This is a genomic window from Pseudophaeobacter sp. 1A16562 (assembly GCF_041008785.1).
Lineage (GTDB): Bacteria > Pseudomonadota > Alphaproteobacteria > Rhodobacterales > Rhodobacteraceae > Phycobacter > Phycobacter gallaeciensis_A.
This window is the reverse complement of record NZ_JAXGFT010000023.1, coordinates 28,581-45,898: the sequence shown is the minus strand read 5'-3', so window position 1 is coordinate 45,898 and position 17,318 is coordinate 28,581. Positions and strand designations below refer to the sequence as shown.

The following is a 17,318-nucleotide window of genomic DNA, read 5'->3' as shown; positions in this document are numbered from 1 at the left end:
CTGCTCTTTGATCATCCCGATGATTTGCGCCTCGGTGAAACGGCTCTTACGCATTTGTCTGCTCCTACATAGGTTGGGCAGACTCTACTTCATGGTGAGGGATTTTGCGGGGGGCAGGTCACCCGAAAAGGCGACTGTTTCCAAAAACTGAAAATGTTGGAAATCGTGGAAGCAGGCGCGGACGGGTAGTTACGCAGGCTTTCGACCATCGCATTTCAGGATAATTCGCCTCTGGTCAATGTTGAGATGCGCAGCAAAAGAAAAAACATTGCAATCGCCAACCCTTATCCATGCCTCCCAAATTGGGATATTGGAAAATCCATGCACTCGGTGGATTTTGTCCATTAGTACAGCTGAGCCGCCATTGCTGTTCGATCGAAACGATGATTGAAAATTTGGCGAGCCGTGGAGGACTCGAACCCCCGACCTGAGAATTAGAAGTTCCCTGCTCTAATCCAGCTGAGCTAACGGCCCGCTCTTCTTTCGGCTGTATCAGCCAAATCCCCCGCCTTGTCAACTTGGTAGCGAGATGGGATGCCTACCCGAAAATTTTCCACCAATTTCAGGTGCATCACTGCACATGGTAGATAATAGGGTGCTATTTGTCCTCTATCCAGTTGAGCTAAGGGACCGCTGAGGACCAGTTACGACACCCGCAATGCAAGGGTCAAGGCGCGGCTTGCAGGTCCAGATGCATAAAGACGGACCAGGGATCTTCACTGTAGTCCCCAAAGGGCGGGCACTCCGAAAATCCGTAGCTTTCATAAAGCTTTCGCGCAGGGAGGAACTCTGGGGTAGAGCCGGTCTCCAGGTAAATGCCAGAGGCGCTGTCCTGGCGGGCAAGCTTCAGGAGATGGTCCAGAATGGCCCTGCCCGCGCCACTGCCGCGGGCCTCAGAGAGCGTGTGCATCGATTTCAGCTCACGGGTGTTATCCGCCAGCCGCTTCAGCGCGCCCATACCGATCGCCTGACCATCACGGCGCAGCAGGAAGAACTGCACGTCCGGACCTTCAAGACCACTGCCGTCCAGCGCGTGACAGCTCTCTTCCGGAGATTGCGCGGCCATCTGATCCAGGTGGCGCCGGATCAGAACCGCCGCATCGGGATCCGAAGGACGGGCCGGTACAATCACAGTTTCGGGCATCTTTGGTTCTGTAAGTCGGGGCAAAGTTGTTTCCACGTGGCAAAAAATTCAACATGATTTCAAAGCCTTATTTTACGCCTTTCCTCCCTCGGAGCAAGGATGCCGCGAAAATAGGGGCAAGATCCCGTGAACACCCTGAAATAGAAAAAGAAAAGCCCGCCGAAGCGGGCTCCATCTCAAGATCTGCGGGGGTAGGTCAGGCTGCGTTTTTCGCGGACACCAAGTGTCCGACATCTACAAGGATTGATTCAATCCCTTGCTTGCGGGGATGTCGGAATGCCGGGATGTTTCCGTTGAAAATTTCCGAAAACAGGTACCCAAATCGGTCGGCCCCACGCTGGCAAGCATAGAAAATCGGATGCAAAAGCGCCTTCGCCGGACACCGGTGTTGCCGGCAAACCGGCGATTTTTGCCAGTAGCTGATCAAGGTGCGATCGACCAAAGAGGACGTGCTGAACCGAGCCGCGTTCCGTCCTTAGGGTCAGCGGGAGGACAATTCCTCCGAGAGAGAACTTCAATTTGCCCTTTCGTTGCGCCGAGATATTTTGGGAGATCGCAAAGGGGGATCGCGGTCTGGAACGCCTCAATCATCGAAACCGTAGTGACTGCGTCAAATACCATCTTCCCGCTTTCAGGTAGCTTACGACATGGTTAAAGGCTTCGAGCGGTCATGCGCGCTGTCTCACACGCAGGGCCGGATTGGGCCGAATTTGGCGCCTGTATTTCTCCAGCCGAATATTGACGAAGCCAATCAGAAGCAGGAATTTGCCCAAACCTTGACTTGCTCAGCGAGCTCAAGGAGTTGGTCCTCAAGCGTCTTGCCGGTCACCCGTTTACGCGGCTTAAGGTCGTGATCGCCGTCTTCCAGCCAGTGCAGGGTCACGGCATTGGACAGATCGTATTCCTGCACCTCTTCCCGCGTGCCGAATGGATCGCGGGTGCCTTGGCAGATGAGGGTTGGACAGGTGATCTCGGCAAGGTTCTCACCACGTCGATTGCCGGGCTTCTTCGGCGGATGGAACGGGAAGCCGAGGCACACCATGCCTTTTATCCGCCCCGCGTCATAAAGGTCCTGAGCGATCAGGCTGGCCACGCGGCCGCCCATACTTTTCCCACCAATGATCAGCGGACCATCGCAGCCAAGCGCGTCAATGGCGGCAAGAAATTCTGGCGCGTAGGTGTCGGCCTTTGCCGGTGGGCGCTTAGAGCCGCCAGTGCGACGGGCGGACATGTAGCTGAACTCGAAGCGGGCGACGCGGAAGCCTTGGGCATCCAGCCCTTCGGCAACCGTATCCATCCAAGGGGTGTCCATCGCTGCGCCAGAACCATGGGCCAGCAGGATTGTGGTTCGCCCCGGTTCGTCTCCGTTCAGCAGGAAATCCATCGTGCCCTCCTACGAAATCAGGCTGCGGCGAGATCAGGCTGCGGCGCCTGTGCGCTTAGCCTCTTCGACGGCCAGTTCGGCCATCTTAAGCGCTGCCTCACGGCTGCTGGCAACCGCGATGAACCGTCCGTTGTGACAGAACTTTGCGCCTTTGACGCTGCTGGCTTCTTCCAATGCCTCGTCGGTCAGGCCAGCCCATGCGGCGGGCAGATCGGCGCGTTGTTCAAAGCTGTCACCGCTGATGCGAATACCGCCGATGGACCAGTCATTGTCACGGGGGGCCACCACAAACAGCAGGTGGTCCGCGCCAGTCGCCTCAATGGCCGAGCGGAAGGGCATGCCCATGGGCAATTCCAGAATGCGCGAGGGGCCAGCATCGTGGATCGCCTTGATGACCATGGCTTCGGCACGACGCTTGGCGGCTTTCTTGGTGATCGACGCCTCGACAAACGCCCGTGCGATCGGCAGCGCCTCTGCGAAGGCTTTATCGTCCGCGTCCGCGCTGCGGTTGTCGAAGACGGGCTTCAGGCTTTCCAACAGGACCGAGAGGGTCAAAGGCGTCAGCGGACCTGCAACCGAAGGGTTCATCGCGCCGTTGTCGATCAGATCGATGGGCAGGACAAAGCTCTGCTCAAAGCTGGCGTGGATGTCTTCCAGATCGGCCTCGGGGATCTCCAAAGCGCGGAGATAGTCAAGGCCGTAATGCTTCCAGATCAGACCGAAGGAACTGTAGGGCTGTTCGTCCTCACGCAGGGGATTGGGGCGCTGGTGGTGGTCAAAAATGCCCGCCTCAGCGTCATAATCGCGGCCGACATCATAGATGATCTTGCCCTCACCGGGGGTGATCCACGCGGCGTCCCGGGTGCGCACCACCTCGGCCTGCGGGAACAGGCGGGTCAGGATGACCGAGGAAAGAAGTTCGTCCGCGTGGAAACCGCCATTGTGGGTGACGAGGTGGGTAATGATCATGATGGGCACTCTGGCAGATCTGGAAATACAACGGGCGACCGGTTGGGTCGCCCTGAGGAAATCGCGTTCGGGGGGATTCCGGCGGCGACGCGACAAGCATCAACATGCTGTGCGCCGCGCTCACCAGTATCTAAATCTGGTGCTCCGCGAAATCTTTGCCCCGATTCCGCGACAACCTTGCCCCGATTTACAGGTTCAGTGGGTCCAGGGACCGCGCCGGTTGGTGGCGAAGTTATCGCCATAGCCGCCGGGGCGGATGTTGGTCTTGCGGGTCTTCGGTTCGACCACCTCGGCGGTGATGCCGTGATCCTTGGCGTATTCCAGCGCCTCTTCCTTGCTGTCAAAACGCAGACGGACCTGGCTTTGGGTATCGGCAGAGGAGGTCCAGCCCATCAGAGGATCAACCTCGCGGGCGCTTGCGGGTGCAAACTCCAGAACCCATTTCCGCGTCTTGGCCATGCCCGAGGTCATGGCGTTTCTCGCTGGCCGGTAAATACGCGCTTGCATTGCAGTCTCCTACTCATCCGATGCTGCCTATATGCGATGATCTGCGCGCTGCGGCAAGATCGATTTACCCTTAGTATTGCGACAATGCTAACCCGTCTGCCTGCTACGCCTGCGCCGCAACAGCGGTTGGATCAGGCGGCGATAGCTGAGCGCCGCGCCGGTATAGGTCATCACCAGGGCAAATGCGGCCGCCAATCCCGCCAAAGTCTGCCCCAAGAGGCCAAAAACCTCTCCGGTGTGCAGGAACCGCAGGAATATCCGCGCCTGCTGACCCGCGCTGCGGTCAGAGAATTCACTGCGGTCCAATACCGCCCCATCCCGGGCATCCATGGTCAGCGTTACCTGTTTCGTCGGCTGGCGGCCGGTGCCGCTGTCGACCGTGACGCGGATCTTTTCGGCAAGCGGCAGCGCAACTTCCATCCGCTGCCACTCCGGAATATTCGCGCTGGCCTGCAACAGCGCCAGATCGAGATCTGACACCTCAGCCACGGCGTCCGACGCGCCCTGCCCGGCCCCTGCCCGCCGACGCAGTTGCACCGGTTCTTCGCCATAAAGGCGGAACACAAGATCGCTGGCCCAAGGGTAAGAAATCACCACGCCTGACACCGCAATCGCCAGCAGGGGCACAAGCGCCCAGAAGCCGAAGACATGATGCCAGTTGTAATCGCGGGCCTTGCTGCTGGGCAGACCTTTGCGAAACCACAGGTTCATGCGGACCATCCGCCATTTCCACACCCGGGGCCACCAAAGGTAGAGGCCGCTGGCCAGAAGGAACAGAAAGCCAAGGTTCGCGGCCCCTGTCACGGCCCTGCCCAGATCACGCCCATCACCAGAGAGCGCAAACCAGCGGTGCAGATGTTCAACCGTGGAAAAGAATGCAGCGACTCCCGCACCCTGTTCCGGCAGCAAATCGCCGGTGAATGGATCAAGAAACAGTGTGGAATTTCGCCCGACCTGCACCGTAACGGGGGCATCCGGATCTTTTGCAAAACGAAGCGCTGTCGCCCGCCCCCCTGTTTCAATCGCGGCGATGCCTGCCAGCTCATCCGCAGACAGCCTCTCTGTGCCCACTTCGGACACCGCGGGTGTCTGCGCCCAACGGGTGATCTGCGCCTCATAGGTCAGCAACAGCCCCGTCAGTGACAGCATCAGCACTACAAGGGCAACCATCAGGCCGACCGTCAAATGACTCCAGAAAATAAGCTTCCGCATGGTTTTGTCCCCGGATCGTTTTACGCCACTCTTTCTGCAACGCAGCAGGCCGCAATCTCCGTCGCAGTGCCGTGCAATTTTTCGGGAACTTGCCCGGGACTTGCCCCTGCCCCCTTGATCTGGAACAAAAAGAGATCAAGTGTATGGCCGCCAGACTGAGGAGCGCCAATGCCCTACGCCCATTCCGACAAATCGCTGCCGATGATGACCGAACGCGAGGCCGTCCAGCGCCCCAAGCTGGAAGGTGGCAAGAGCTTTGTGATGAACACGGAGTTCAGCCCGGCCGGGGATCAGCCCACCGCAATTGCGGAGCTGAGCGCCGGCGTCAACGAAGGCGAGCGCAATCAGGTGCTCTTGGGCGCCACTGGTACAGGCAAGACCTTCACCATGGCCAAGGTGATCGAGGAAACCCAGCGCCCAGCCATCATTCTGGCCCCGAACAAGACGCTGGCTGCGCAGCTCTACGGTGAATTCAAGGGTTTCTTCCCGGAGAACTCGGTCGAGTATTTCGTATCCTTCTACGACTACTACCAGCCCGAGGCCTATGTGCCGCGCAGCGACACCTATATCGAGAAGGAAAGCCAGATCAACGAACAGATCGACCGGATGCGCCACTCGGCCACGCGGGCGCTTCTGGAACGCGATGACGTGATCATCATCGCCTCGGTCTCCTGTATCTACGGTATCGGCAGCGTCGAGACCTATTCGGCAATGACCCAGGATCTGAAGGTCGGTGAGATGTACGACCAGCGGCAGGTGATGGCCGATCTGGTGGCCCAGCAGTACAAGCGCAACGATCAGGCGTTCCAGCGCGGCTCGTTTCGGGTGCGGGGCGACACGCTTGAGGTCTTCCCCGCACACCTTGAAGACCGCGCGTGGAAACTGTCGTTCTTTGGCGAGGAACTGGAGGCGATCACCGAGTTCGATCCGCTGACCGGGGAGCGCACCGGCAGTTTCGAACAGATCCGGGTCTATGCGAACTCCCACTATGTGACGCCGAAACCGACGCTGAACCAGGCGGTTATCGAGATCAAGAAAGAGCTCCGGATGCGGCTGGATCAGCTGGTTGGCGACGGCAAGCTTCTGGAGGCGCAGCGGCTGGAGCAACGCACCAATTTCGACATCGAAATGCTGGAGGCCACCGGCCACTGCAACGGGATCGAGAACTACTCGCGCTATCTGACGGGCCGCGCCCCCGGAGAGCCGCCCCCTACCCTGTTCGAATTCATCCCCGACAACGCCATTGTCTTTGCTGACGAAAGCCACGTCTCGGTGCCGCAGATCGGCGCCATGTACAAGGGCGACCACCGGCGCAAGTTCACCCTGGCCGAACACGGCTTCCGGCTGCCTTCCTGCATGGACAACCGCCCGCTGAAGTTTGAGGAATGGGATGCAATGCGGCCGCAGTCGGTCTTTGTCTCGGCCACCCCCGCCGCGTGGGAACTGGAACAGGCTGGCGGCGTTTTTGCCGAGCAGGTTATCCGACCCACGGGTCTGTTGGACCCAATGGTCGAAATCCGCCCCGTCGACATGCAGGTGGACGACCTGCTGGACGAGATCCGCAAGGTCTCTGCCGATGGCTTCCGCACGCTGTGTACCGTTCTGACCAAGCGCATGGCCGAGGATCTGACCGAATACCTGCACGAGCAGGGTATCAAGGTGCGCTACATGCACAGCGACATCGACACGCTGGAGCGGATCGAAATCCTGCGCGATCTGCGGCTTGGCGCCTTTGATGTTCTGGTGGGCATCAACCTCTTGCGGGAGGGCCTTGATATTCCCGAATGCGGGCTGGTGGCCATCCTGGATGCCGATAAGGAAGGCTTCCTGCGTTCTGAAACCTCGCTGATCCAGACCATCGGTCGCGCGGCGCGGAACGCCGATGGCCGTGTCATCATGTATGCCGACCGGATCACCGGCTCGATGGAGCGGGCCATCGGAGAAACCGACCGCCGCCGGGCCAAGCAGATCGCCTATAACGAGGAACACGGCATCACGCCGGAAACCGTCAAGAAGAACGTCGAGGACGTCATGGCGGGTCTCTACCAGGGCGATGTGGACATGAACCGCGTCACCGCCAATATCGACAAGCCGATGCATGGAGCCAATCTCGAAGCCCACCTCAACGGGCTGCGGGAGCAGATGCGCAAGGCCGCCGAGAACCTCGAGTTCGAAGAAGCCGCCCGCCTGCGGGACGAGGTCAAACGGCTGGAGGCCGTGGATCTGGCGGTCTCAGACGATCCGTTGGCCCGCCAGTCCGCCGTCGATGCGGCTGCCGAGGCAGCTGTAAAAACCCGTGGCAGGTCCACGGCGGGCAAGCCAGGACAACGCGGCGGCAATGTGAAACGAAAATGGAAGTGATCTGAGCCTGTTCAGATCCTGTGCAGGGGGCTGCAAGACGCCTCCTGTCCCGGTTTGCCTCCTTGCCTGATCATCATTCTGTGTTAGCCTGACATTGGTATACAGGAGTTTTGTTTATGAGTATTTTTCGCGTTGCCACCCTCGGTCTGTTTTTGGTCTCTGCCGGAGCGCTTCACGCTGGCGGCGATGCAGGTTACGGAGGCAGCGGGTCCTCTGTCGGCCTGTCCGCAGCAACAAGCAAAAGCGTCGCCAATACCCTATCGCGGGGCTTCAGCCGCTGCGAGAATGTCGATTGGGTCTACCGTTACGATTGCTACCGGCTGGTTTACAAACGGTCTGGCGACAAACTGCGCGGCAACACGGCCTATTCCGAAGCGCAGAAGGCGCTGGACCTTGTCGAGAACACCCTTAGCGCTGCGATTGCCAAGAACCGCGATCCAGGTACGAAACCCAAACGTCGTGGGTTTGAGGTATACACTCCAGTCAAACCCTCTGCCCTGCCGAGGATGAAACAACAGACGCGGAAGGCGATCCAGCAAGCCGAAACCATCCTGCTGCGGGCGCCAGAGGAAAAACAGGTCTATTATGCCCGCATTGCCGACGCGCTGAATTCCAACAAGGCGCTGCTCCGCTCCGCTCTGTTGAAGGGCGTACAGCCGGGCAGCACAGCCGTGCGACTGGCCGCCGTGGCCTTGCACCGTTTGGCCAGGCTGGCTGGATGATCAGACCTGTCGATCCGGTTAGGCATCGGATCAAAACAGATCGGGGGCACGATACACGCGCCCCCGTTCTCACTTCTGAAAGTTCAGGAATTACCGTTCCAGATCACCTCAGCGTACCACATGCACGGCGCAACCGGCGTGCCGCACCACCTGCGCTGCGGTCGAGCCCAAGAGCAGATCCTGCATGCCCGGACGGTGTGACGCGATGATGATCAGATCGGGGTTGTTCTGCTCGGCCCAATCGAGGATCGACCGCCCCGAATGCCCTTCAATGACCAGACCTTTGGCATTGGGCAGGGTGTCCGCCAGTGCCGACAGCTCGCTTTCCAGCGCGGCGCGGGCCTCGGCCATGTAATCGGCCGGCATATAGGTGATCGCGTAGGACGGGATCTGTTCCACCACATGCAGCAGGGTGATCTTCGCCTCTGGCGTCGCCAAGAGGCGCGCCAGTTTCAAAGGCGCGGATACATCGCGGTCAGGGTCAAAGGAAATCGGTACAAGAATATTGTGATACATTGGGTCCTCCAGTCATTCGGGCTTGGGGACAACATGCCCGGCGCGTGCCCCCAAGGCCTTGATCCATATCAGTCTATTTGCAGATCTCAGTCAAAGGTGGCGGCAACTTCGTACATCACCGGTTCGAAACTGCGGCACAGGGCGCTGATCTGGCGGTTGCGTTCACGCATTTCCTCCGAGCGCAGCATCGCCATGAAATCCTCGCGCCGTTTCCACTGGGAATAGTTTGCGATCCGGGTTTGCGCATCATTCACATGCAGCCCCGCCGCAATGAACCCTGGCTGCCGGGAAATGAAATTGTCATAGGCGTCTGTCAGCGCATCCAGCAGATCCTGACAGGTTCCCGGTGTCATTTCAAAAGTGGTGATGACCGTCTGAATATCGGCCGTTTTGGAAATTGTCGGCATCGTTTCCTCCCGTGATTGGCCCTGAACACCTCCACACTACGACGATTTTGCCGCAAACAAGACTGTTTTCCGCGTGCAACTTGAGTTTGCGGCAAAAACATCAAAAGGTAGATTTCAAATCAGCAAAGCAACCCAAGGGAGTTTCAATTGCGGATCTGGATCCTCTCCTGCCTGTTCAGCCTGCTTCTGGCGCCGCCCGCGCTGGCTGGGCCCTGGCTGCGTCAGACAGGCCAGGGTTTTGTTGCCGCCAGCGCCACCCTGCGGCAGACCGAGGATGGCACTCTGCGCCATGAGCTGGGGTATTTCGGGGAATACGGCTGGTCGCCGCGGCTGACCCTCGGCGTTGATCTGAACCAGAACGACCGGCAGTCGGGCCACGCCCTGCTCTTTGCCCGCATACCGCTGCTGCGCGGCCACGATCGACCTCGGTTTGCACTGACATTCGCCGCTGGCGGCAGCCATCAGCATGGCCACTGGCGCCCCATGTCCCGCACCACCCTGTCTGTTGGCCACGAATTTACCACCGCCCGTGCCAGTGGCTGGATCTCTCTCGATGCCAGCTATGAATACCGCGCCTACGCCCCGGATCCGATCTGGAAACTGGATGCCACCATCGGCCTCAATACCGGCAAGGCCTTTTCGCCGATGCTGCAGATTGAAACCTCCCGCAGCGCCAGTGCGCCCCTGTCCTATGCCATCATCCCAAGCCTGCGTTACAGGGTGTCAGAGCGGCAGGACCTGGTTGTGGGGCTGGAACACAAAAAGGCCGTAGACCGGAGCCTTGGCCTGAAAATCGCCCTGTGGCATAGGTTCTGAAACACTTGCAGGGCGATAACCGCGATGACCAACCCGATCCGACCCACCGATGATGAGGCCCGCAGCCTGGCCCGCGTACTGATGGAGAAGGCACGCTTTGCTGCGCTGGGTGTCATTACCGAGGATGGAACCCCGCTTGTCACGCGGGTGGCCTTTGGTCTGTCACCAGAGGGGCAGCCGATCAGTCTGATCTCGACCCTCTCCGCCCATACGCGTGCCTTGCAGAAAGCGCCTGCCTGTTCCTTTCTCGTCGGGGAGCCGGGAGACAAAGGCGATCCCCTGACCCATCCCCGGCTCAGTCTGCAGGGCCGTGCGCAGTTCGTCCCCAATACCGGCGAAGAACACGCCCGTCTGGCCGCGCATTACCTGCAGGACCTCCCCAAGGCGAAACTCTACATCGGGTTTGGAGACTTCGCCTTTGTCCGGCTGGATGTGACGGCGGGACATCTGAACGGTGGCTTTGGCAAGGCTTTTGTGCTGAGCCCAGATGATCTGACGCCCCCCGCCTGAGCGGCGTGCTAGCGGTCCACCCGCACGATCACCTGCACCTCTCCCTTGACCGCTTCCTGCCAGTTCAGCTTCACGCGGTCCTTGCCGCTGCCCTGTTCGACCTCGGCATAGGGCATGGCATAGCGTTTGCCGCCACCCGACGTGGTGATCGGCCCCAGCGCGGTGATTGCATCCACCTTGCGGGCACGCCCTCCGAACGGCAGCTGCTGGTCCGTGTCGATAGTCCAGGTCGTGGCGGCGCTGCCTTGGGTGTATTCCAGCCGCAGGGGGCTGGCGGCAGGATAGCTGATCCCGTGAAAGGTGTTGCCTTCGAAAAAGACCATCTTACTGCGGCTGAAATCCAGCCCGGAAAAACTGGTATCGACACGCTCGGCCCGGTCGATAAAGCCGTTGATCGACCGGAACTTGTTGCCGGACACCGTGACACCGTTCAGAAAATGCCCGGTGCCATAGGGTTTGACCACAATATAGCTGAACCAGGGCGCGACCTCACCAGACAGAAACACATTGTCAGTGATCGACAGGGCGCTGAAGGAAAAGCCCGAACTGAAATCCGGCGTCGGGTCCTGTTCGTTCGTCCATTCGACAAAACAATTGTCGACGTAATTGTCGGACACGGTCGTCGAACAATAGGTATTCGTCAGCACCAGCCCGGCGGTGCGCACGCCATTGGCGATACTGTCACCCTGAAAGAAGTGGTTGCCGGTGACCGTATTATTCGCCCCCGCCAACAGCGCGAAATGGCGGAATTTGCTGGCACGGTTGTTGCGCAGCTTGGCATCATTGGCGTTGACGTTGATGGCCACGCTGCTCCGATCCGGCACATCAAGCGGCTCTTCGGCGGACAGGAACTGGCAATTGTCCACAAGAATGCCCTGACAGCCCGACCCGATCGAGGTGATCCCGCGATCCTTGGGCCTGGAGATGAAGCAATGATCGAGACTGAAGACGGTGCCCGCCGACGGCAGGCGCAGGGCGCTGCAATGGGAATTGCACTGCACCTCGACCTCGGTCATGCCAAACTTGCTGAGCTGGCTGAAGCCTGAGAAATCCAGCAGATACTTGAAGTCCTTGAAAGTGAAATTCTGCGTGCCCACCGCGTCATAAAGCGGCGCGTTCAACGTCAGCTCGCCCGCGCCGGTGTTCTTGGCCCGCACGTAGATTTCCCGCCCCACCCCGCTGCCTTCGACCAATGTGCCAATGGCGATATTGGCGATATTGGCCACGTTGCGCAGCTTGCGCGGATCGCTGCTGTCGTAGGTCGCCTGAGAGCTCACGGTTTCGGTATCCCAGGCCGCGCCGCCCACAGCGGAAAACTGACCGTTGCGGATCACCCGACGGGTGGCATAAGAGCTGCGGTTCGGCACCGCCGCCTGCATGTCGATCGGTTTAGTCACGGTGATCATGCGCCCCCGCAGATCCAGCGATTCATGATCCACGTTGTTGAGCAGCGCCTGAAATGCCTTCTTGAAGGCAAGCTCTTCGTCACCAAAGGCAGCGGCATAGGCAGGAAAATCGAAATTGCGCCGCAGAATCAGCATCTTGTCCGTCGGCATGGAGAGCGTGCCTTCGAACACCATCTCATTGTCCATCGACACCGTTTCGCCCAGGAAGAACGCCCCTTCCGGCACCAGTACCCGGCGCCCGTCGGCAGCAGCATCGGCGGCTTCAAAGGCGGCTGTGTTGTCCTGAACCCCGTCCCCGATGGCGCCAAAATCCGTCACATCCACAAGGCTGATCATATCACGCAGAAAGGCGCGGGTGATATCGGTGATCTCGATATCGTCGATCCGCACCACGCCGCCATTAGGGCCGATCAGATCCAGTCCGAAATGCCCGTGATCGGCCGCAAGGCCCCAGGGCATATCCACCCCACTGCGACTGCCGGTCCCGACGATGGCCGTGACTTCCACCACCTGCCCATAAGTGGTCAGCGTCGCGCTGGTACCGGTTTCGGCCACCCCGGACAGGTGGCTGTTATTGGCCTGCCCGGCCCAGCCCGCCACCCGCACCGTCGGAAGCGCGCCGCTGATCGCCTTGATGCGGGCGCGGACCTGCAGGTAACACCCCGGCAGGATCGGTGTCTTTCCCATGAAACGCAGCTTTTGTGTGCTGTCGAGCTTTTGCAGCTCAAGGCAGCCGCCAAAATCCGCATCCGCCGCCACATAGGCCGCGTTCACCACCCCGTCATAAGTATCCGAGCCCGGCGTGCCATCGCCGCTGGACCACTGATCCAGCCCTTCCTCGAAGGGTGAAGGCGCCAGTTGCAGCCCATCGGTGATCACCTTGTTCATGGGAAACCCTTTCCTATGCCACGACGCGCAAGCAGCGCAGATCGGAAAGGGTTTAGAATGTCGGGTTTAATCCGGCGTCAGACAGGCGCGCGCCCCTCCTGCACCGGGCCTCATGCTTTCAGGCATTGCCTTGTGGCACTTTCAGGATCTGCACGGCGTTGATCTTCCAGTCCGTGCCGCCCTCGACAACCTGATAATCCAGCAGGTGCAGCCGCCCGTCCTGATCGGTGATCAGCACCCGTTGCCACAGGTTAGCTGCGACCTCCCGCAGCTCCAGATAGCGGACCTGGTTTGGGCGCAGAACCATCGGATAGCCACGCTCGACCATCTGACCAAAGCGTTCGGGCGTGCCAAACAGGCTGCGGATGCGGGGGGAGGCAAAACCGAAAGCCCGCGTGACGTCATCATCGCGAAACGCCTCGATCTGGGCCCCGATCACGCCAGTGATCCGGTCCCTGTCCTCTGCCCCCGCAGGCAGCGCCAGAAGCACCAGCGAAAACACAAAACTTGCAAACCTGAACATTGGCGACCTCCAACGATACCTAGATGTGTTAGCTAGGCCAGGAATGCGGCAGGTCAAAAATTAGATGACAAGGGCGTAGCTTGCGGGCCGTCAAAAAAAGGGCGCCGCATTGGGCGCCCTTCTCATCCTTGTCTTGCGGTGGTCTCAGACCAGCTCGCCAGCCAGTGCCTTGTCGATCAGGGCCACGGTCTCTTCCACGCCGTAAAGGGCGACGAAGCCACCAAAGCGCGGACCCTGGCTGGCGCCCAGCAGAACCTCATAAAGCGCCTTGAACCAGTCGCGCATGTTTTCCTTGCCGAAATGCTCGCGACCCACCTCAAAGACGATGCCTTGCAGCGCTTCGCCCGTGGTCTCGCCATCCCAGGATGCCAGTTTGCCGCGGAATTCCTCCAGCGCGGCACGTTCGACGTCGCTCGGCGCGCGGAACACTTTCTGCGGCTCGACGAAGTCTTCGTAGTATTTGACGGCAAAGCCCGCCGCCGCGTCCAGATCGGGGTGGGTCTGCGGCGTCGCATCGGGTGCATAACGGCGGATAAAGCCCCAGAGCGTTTCCTTGTCATGTGCCGACGCCACAGAGGCCAGGTTCAGCAGCATCGAGAAAGGCACCACCATTTTGGATTCCGGCACGTCGCCGCCGTGGATGTGCCAAACCGGGTTGTTGAGCTGCCCCTTGAGATCCTGACCGTGGTAGGCCCGCAGCTGCTGATGGTATTCATCCATCGCCTTGGGGATCACATCGAAATGCATCCGCTTGGCCGTTTTCGGCTTTTGATACATGAAATAGGCAAGGCTCTCGGACGAGGCATAGGTCAGCCATTCGTCGATCGACACGCCATTGCCCGATGTCTTGGAGATCTTCTGGCCGTTCTCGTCGAGGAACAGCTCATAAGTAAAATGTTCAGGCGCGCGCCAGCCCAGGATCCGGCAGATCTTGTCATAGATCGGCGTGTTGGTGCTATGGTCCTTGCCGTACATTTCGAAATCAACTTCCAGCGCCGCCCAGCGCGCGCCGAAATCCGGTTTCCACTGCAGTTTCACGTTGCCACCCGTGACCGGCAGGGTCCATTCCTTGCCGTCCTCATCGTCAAAGGTGATGCTGTGGTTTTCCGCATCCACCTTTTTCATCGGTACGTATAGAACGCGGCCAGTTTCCGGGTGGATCGGCAGGAAGATCGAATAGGTCTGGCGCCGTTCCTCGCGCAGGGATTTCAGCATGACCTCCATGATCTCGTCATAGCGTTCGCAGGCGCGCTTCAGGACCTCGTCAAACTGGCCCGAGCCATAGAATTCGGTCGCCGAGTAGAATTCATACTCGAACCCAAAGGTATCCAGGAACCGGCGCAGCATGGCGTTGTTGTGGTGGCCAAAGCTGTCGTGGGTGCCAAAGGGATCGGGCACCGAGGTCAGCGGTTTTTGCAGGTGGTCGTGCAGGCTTTCGGCATTCGGGACATTGCCCGGCACCTTGCGCATGCCGTCCAGATCGTCGGAAAAGCAGATCAGCTTGGTCGGGATATCGGAGATCACCTCGAAGGCGCGCTTGATCATCGTGGTGCGCGCAACCTCGCCAAAGGTGCCGATATGAGGCAGACCCGAGGGGCCATAGCCGGTTTCAAACAGCACATAGCCCTTTTCCGGCGCGCCCTTGGCATAACGTTTGAGAATGCGGCGTGCTTCTTCAAACGGCCAGGCTTTGCTCGTCAGAGCGGTTTCGCGCAGTTCAGACATGTTGTTCTCCATCGGGGCCGCCAATCGGCCTATATCCGCTTTACCGGTATGCGTCTTGCATCCGGCCTCCTCCTCTATTGTGCCGGTGCGGCATAAGTCAATAAACACTGGCGCCAAACCCCGTCGCCCCGCGCAACAAAACCTGCCGGATCCGCCTGTCGGCGGCAAAACACCGCCCCGGGGGGCCGACCTGCGGACCGGCATGGTTGCACCCGCAGAAAACCCCGCATATCGTCCGTGATGTACAGTGGTTTTACAAAAGGTTGCCCCCATGAGCGAGCAAGCCCCCCATCCGATGACGCCGCAGGATTGCCTCGTGGCGCTGATGGTGGCGATTTCGGCCTCGGACGAGAACATCCGCACCGCCGAGCTGGTCAAGATCCAATCCGCAGTCAACATGTTGCCGGTCTTTGCCGACTATGACATCGACCGGATCAACACGATCTCGCAGACCGTTTTCGACCTATTCGAGCAGGAGGACGGGCTGGACGCCCTGTTCGGCCTGATCCGGGACAACCTGCCAGAACGCCTGTTCGAAACCGCCTATGCGCTGGCCTGTGACGTGGCTGCTGCCGATGGCACGCTGGCGGAATCCGAGCTGCGCCTTTTGGAAGAAATGCGGTATGAGCTGAACATCGACCGCTTGCATGCCGCCGCCATTGAACGTGGCGCCCGCGCGCGGCACATGGTTTAGGCACGGCCCCACTTAGGACCCACATACAAGAACCTGCCCGCAGCAGCTTTATGCTCGGGCCGTTCGTAAGCAAATTCTGACGGATTCTGACGGGCGCAAGGCGCGATACTCCTCGCCCTGCGCCCTTTGACCATCACAGCATGGTATAATCCGTCAGGCCGAAATCTTCGATATCGCCATAGGTTCCAAGCAGCAGGCTGTTGCGCCCCCATTCCAACAGGAACCCGCGGTCAAAGTATTCCCCGGCCCATGGGCCTGAGCTGAACTCTTCTTCCATATTGATAAAGGTGACCGTGATCTCTTTGCCGGTGCGGATAATCAGGTCGGCACCGTTGTTGTCAGTATCGTGGATCCAGTCGTGACCGGATCTCTTACCAAAGACAAAAGTATCGCGCCCGACAGTGTCATACATCTTATCGTTTCCGCGGCCACCGTTGACACGGTCGTTGCCAGCGCCGGCCTCAATGTAGTCGTCGCCGCCACCGCCAAAGATCTTGTCGCGTCGCCCGTCCCAGTAGCCGACGTCGCCATAGATTTCATCATCCCCTCGGCCGCCTTTCAGCGTGTCTTTCCCCAACCCGCCGCGGATGAAGTCGTTACCGTTCCCCCCGCTCACGAAATCACGCCCTCCACCGCTAAGGATGGTGTCGTCCCCGGCGCGGCCAAAGATTTTGTCCCGCCCATCCATGCTGAATTGGGTGCCATTGCCAAAAAACATCTCATTCGGGTCGATGACATCCACCGAAGGCACGCCCCGGTAGACCCAGCCCTTGCCATAGAGCAGCTCTTCAACGGTGCCATCAAAGCCACCGTTGTCTTCAAAATCCATCGCATCGGTGAGATCGTTCACGTCGATCCGCAAGCCGCGCATATTGAAGATCTTGGCGGTCCCGCCATCATCGGTCAGTTGCTCCACTTTGATGTGGCGAATCTCCCCGCCGGTAACCTCATCGCCCTGATAGGTGAAACCGACACCCTTGACCGTCATCCGCAGGTCCAGCGGAAAGCCCGCAAACCCCAACTGCCCCTCAACGACCAGGGCGCGGTCAGTTGATGTCTTGATGGGGAAATCATCATTCCCGACGATTCCGTTGAAAAGATTGAAGATGTTATGCGGTTGGGCAAACCCCATCTCGTCTGCGTTCTGTCCCCAAGAAACCTTCGCACGCATTATTTCCACCCCTTAATACTGTCACCAGATTGAACTCTACACCTTGCTACCGCTAACAGATCGATGGATTTGTTCCAAGTATTGCGCCTCGCCTCCATTTCGCCGACCGATGGCTCAAATAGAAAATCAGCGACTCAAACCGGATAACGCGTTCAGACGGCTGAAAACTTAGGCGATTACCTTTGCCGACTGTTGCACGGCAGGCATACACAAAAGCAGCATAGCGAATTAACAGTCGTAAAAAATTCGCAAAAGTTAATGGAGCCGCCCGCGGCCACTGCAACCATAAGGATTGCAAAATACTTCGGAAGATCCTGAAAAGATTGTTCATCCTTCCGTTTCACCGAAAATTTTGAAAAACAC

Annotated in this window: 16 protein-coding genes and 1 tRNA gene; 5 read left to right on the top strand and 12 right to left on the bottom strand. The window is 59.2% G+C overall.

The window, feature by feature from the left end:
* Positions 1-396: 396 nt before the first annotated feature.
* The 6 genes from SM764_RS21405 to SM764_RS21380 all read right to left on the bottom strand — a co-directional run bounded on the left by SM764_RS21405 (position 397) and on the right by SM764_RS21380 (position 5,216).
* Positions 397-474 (bottom strand) — tRNA-Arg (locus SM764_RS21405).
* Positions 475-667: 193 nt separating this feature from the next.
* Positions 668-1,144: a GNAT family N-acetyltransferase gene (locus SM764_RS21400; protein ID WP_368947109.1), complete on the bottom strand. Its 477-nt coding sequence runs from the start codon at positions 1,142-1,144 to the stop codon at positions 668-670.
* Positions 1,145-1,895: 751 nt separating this feature from the next.
* Entirely contained in the window at positions 1,896-2,528 is a 633-nt protein-coding gene (locus SM764_RS21395) for an alpha/beta fold hydrolase (RefSeq protein WP_369002722.1), read from the bottom strand.
* Positions 2,529-2,561: 33 nt separating this feature from the next.
* Positions 2,562-3,497 carry an MYG1 family protein gene (locus SM764_RS21390; RefSeq protein ID WP_369002721.1) on the bottom strand — a complete coding sequence of 312 codons (936 nt, stop codon included), beginning with the start codon at positions 3,495-3,497 and terminating at the stop codon, positions 2,562-2,564.
* Positions 3,498-3,692: 195 nt separating this feature from the next.
* A complete protein-coding gene (locus SM764_RS21385; protein ID WP_065270634.1) occupies positions 3,693-4,004 on the bottom strand; it encodes an ETC complex I subunit in 312 nt (103 codons plus the stop codon).
* An 87-nt stretch (positions 4,005-4,091) separates the two neighbouring features.
* Positions 4,092-5,216, bottom strand: a complete 1,125-nt coding sequence (locus SM764_RS21380; protein WP_369002719.1) for a PepSY-associated TM helix domain-containing protein — start codon at positions 5,214-5,216, stop codon at positions 4,092-4,094.
* A gap of 168 nt (positions 5,217-5,384) precedes the next feature.
* Between SM764_RS21380 and uvrB the strand changes: the two genes are divergently transcribed.
* A complete protein-coding gene (gene uvrB / locus SM764_RS21375; RefSeq protein WP_274828452.1) occupies positions 5,385-7,577 on the top strand; it encodes an excinuclease ABC subunit UvrB in 2,193 nt (730 codons plus the stop codon).
* A 116-nt stretch (positions 7,578-7,693) separates the two neighbouring features.
* Positions 7,694-8,299 (top strand): hypothetical protein, encoded by a 606-nt coding sequence (locus SM764_RS21370; RefSeq protein WP_369002718.1) that lies wholly within the window; start codon positions 7,694-7,696, stop codon positions 8,297-8,299.
* Positions 8,300-8,407: 108 nt separating this feature from the next.
* Here the strand turns inward: SM764_RS21370 and SM764_RS21365 are convergent, their stop codons facing one another.
* Positions 8,408-8,815 (bottom strand): universal stress protein, encoded by a 408-nt coding sequence (locus SM764_RS21365; RefSeq protein WP_065270638.1) that lies wholly within the window; start codon positions 8,813-8,815, stop codon positions 8,408-8,410.
* Positions 8,816-8,901: 86 nt separating this feature from the next.
* A complete protein-coding gene (locus SM764_RS21360; RefSeq protein ID WP_065270639.1) occupies positions 8,902-9,222 on the bottom strand; it encodes an antibiotic biosynthesis monooxygenase family protein in 321 nt (106 codons plus the stop codon).
* A gap of 147 nt (positions 9,223-9,369) precedes the next feature.
* Here SM764_RS21360 and SM764_RS21355 point away from each other — a divergent pair, with 147 nt between their 5' ends.
* Both SM764_RS21355 and SM764_RS21350 read left to right on the top strand, forming a co-directional pair.
* On the top strand, positions 9,370-10,038 hold the full coding sequence (locus SM764_RS21355; RefSeq protein WP_369002717.1) for a hypothetical protein: 669 nt from the start codon (positions 9,370-9,372) through the stop codon (positions 10,036-10,038).
* 24 nt (positions 10,039-10,062) lie between these two features.
* Entirely contained in the window at positions 10,063-10,548 is a 486-nt protein-coding gene (locus tag SM764_RS21350) for a HugZ family pyridoxamine 5'-phosphate oxidase (RefSeq protein WP_369002716.1), read from the top strand.
* Between the two features lie 8 nt (positions 10,549-10,556).
* Here SM764_RS21350 and SM764_RS21345 read toward each other — a convergent pair whose 3' ends face one another.
* The 3 genes from SM764_RS21345 to SM764_RS21335 all read right to left on the bottom strand — a co-directional run bounded on the left by SM764_RS21345 (position 10,557) and on the right by SM764_RS21335 (position 15,090).
* Positions 10,557-12,842 carry a glycosyl hydrolase family 28-related protein gene (locus SM764_RS21345; protein WP_369002715.1) on the bottom strand — a complete coding sequence of 762 codons (2,286 nt, stop codon included), beginning with the start codon at positions 12,840-12,842 and terminating at the stop codon, positions 10,557-10,559.
* A gap of 118 nt (positions 12,843-12,960) precedes the next feature.
* Positions 12,961-13,365 carry a DUF4864 domain-containing protein gene (locus SM764_RS21340; protein WP_369002714.1) on the bottom strand — a complete coding sequence of 135 codons (405 nt, stop codon included), beginning with the start codon at positions 13,363-13,365 and terminating at the stop codon, positions 12,961-12,963.
* Positions 13,366-13,509: 144 nt separating this feature from the next.
* Complete coding sequence (locus tag SM764_RS21335; protein WP_369002712.1) at positions 13,510-15,090, bottom strand: lysine--tRNA ligase; 1,581 nt, start codon at positions 15,088-15,090, stop codon at positions 13,510-13,512.
* Between the two features lie 271 nt (positions 15,091-15,361).
* Here SM764_RS21335 and SM764_RS21330 point away from each other — a divergent pair, with 271 nt between their 5' ends.
* Entirely contained in the window at positions 15,362-15,784 is a 423-nt protein-coding gene (locus tag SM764_RS21330; RefSeq protein ID WP_065270643.1) for a tellurite resistance TerB family protein, read from the top strand.
* A gap of 133 nt (positions 15,785-15,917) precedes the next feature.
* Here the strand turns inward: SM764_RS21330 and SM764_RS21325 are convergent, their stop codons facing one another.
* Positions 15,918-16,955, bottom strand: coding sequence for a calcium-binding protein (locus SM764_RS21325; RefSeq protein WP_369002711.1), 1,038 nt, complete (start codon positions 16,953-16,955; stop codon positions 15,918-15,920).
* Positions 16,956-17,318: the final 363 nt, after the last annotated feature.

What these genes read in the sequence shown, in the direction of transcription:
- uvrB (WP_274828452.1), top strand. Translation starts at nt 5,385, where the DNA reads ATGCCCTACGCCCATTCCGACAAATCGCTGCCGATGATGACCGAACGC.
- SM764_RS21365 (WP_065270638.1), bottom strand. Translation starts at nt 8,815, where the DNA reads ATGTATCACAATATTCTTGTACCGATTTCCTTTGACCCTGACCGCGAT.
- SM764_RS21380 (WP_369002719.1), bottom strand. Translation starts at nt 5,216, where the DNA reads ATGCGGAAGCTTATTTTCTGGAGTCATTTGACGGTCGGCCTGATGGTT.
- SM764_RS21325 (WP_369002711.1), bottom strand. Translation starts at nt 16,955, where the DNA reads ATGCGTGCGAAGGTTTCTTGGGGACAGAACGCAGACGAGATGGGGTTT.
- SM764_RS21330 (WP_065270643.1), top strand. Translation starts at nt 15,362, where the DNA reads ATGAGCGAGCAAGCCCCCCATCCGATGACGCCGCAGGATTGCCTCGTG.
- SM764_RS21360 (WP_065270639.1), bottom strand. Translation starts at nt 9,222, where the DNA reads ATGCCGACAATTTCCAAAACGGCCGATATTCAGACGGTCATCACCACT.
- SM764_RS21370 (WP_369002718.1), top strand. Translation starts at nt 7,694, where the DNA reads ATGAGTATTTTTCGCGTTGCCACCCTCGGTCTGTTTTTGGTCTCTGCC.
- SM764_RS21350 (WP_369002716.1), top strand. Translation starts at nt 10,063, where the DNA reads ATGACCAACCCGATCCGACCCACCGATGATGAGGCCCGCAGCCTGGCC.
- SM764_RS21340 (WP_369002714.1), bottom strand. Translation starts at nt 13,365, where the DNA reads ATGTTCAGGTTTGCAAGTTTTGTGTTTTCGCTGGTGCTTCTGGCGCTG.
- SM764_RS21395 (WP_369002722.1), bottom strand. Translation starts at nt 2,528, where the DNA reads ATGGATTTCCTGCTGAACGGAGACGAACCGGGGCGAACCACAATCCTG.
- SM764_RS21335 (WP_369002712.1), bottom strand. Translation starts at nt 15,090, where the DNA reads ATGTCTGAACTGCGCGAAACCGCTCTGACGAGCAAAGCCTGGCCGTTT.
- SM764_RS21390 (WP_369002721.1), bottom strand. Translation starts at nt 3,497, where the DNA reads ATGATCATTACCCACCTCGTCACCCACAATGGCGGTTTCCACGCGGAC.
- SM764_RS21385 (WP_065270634.1), bottom strand. Translation starts at nt 4,004, where the DNA reads ATGCAAGCGCGTATTTACCGGCCAGCGAGAAACGCCATGACCTCGGGC.
- SM764_RS21400 (WP_368947109.1), bottom strand. Translation starts at nt 1,144, where the DNA reads ATGCCCGAAACTGTGATTGTACCGGCCCGTCCTTCGGATCCCGATGCG.
- SM764_RS21345 (WP_369002715.1), bottom strand. Translation starts at nt 12,842, where the DNA reads ATGAACAAGGTGATCACCGATGGGCTGCAACTGGCGCCTTCACCCTTC.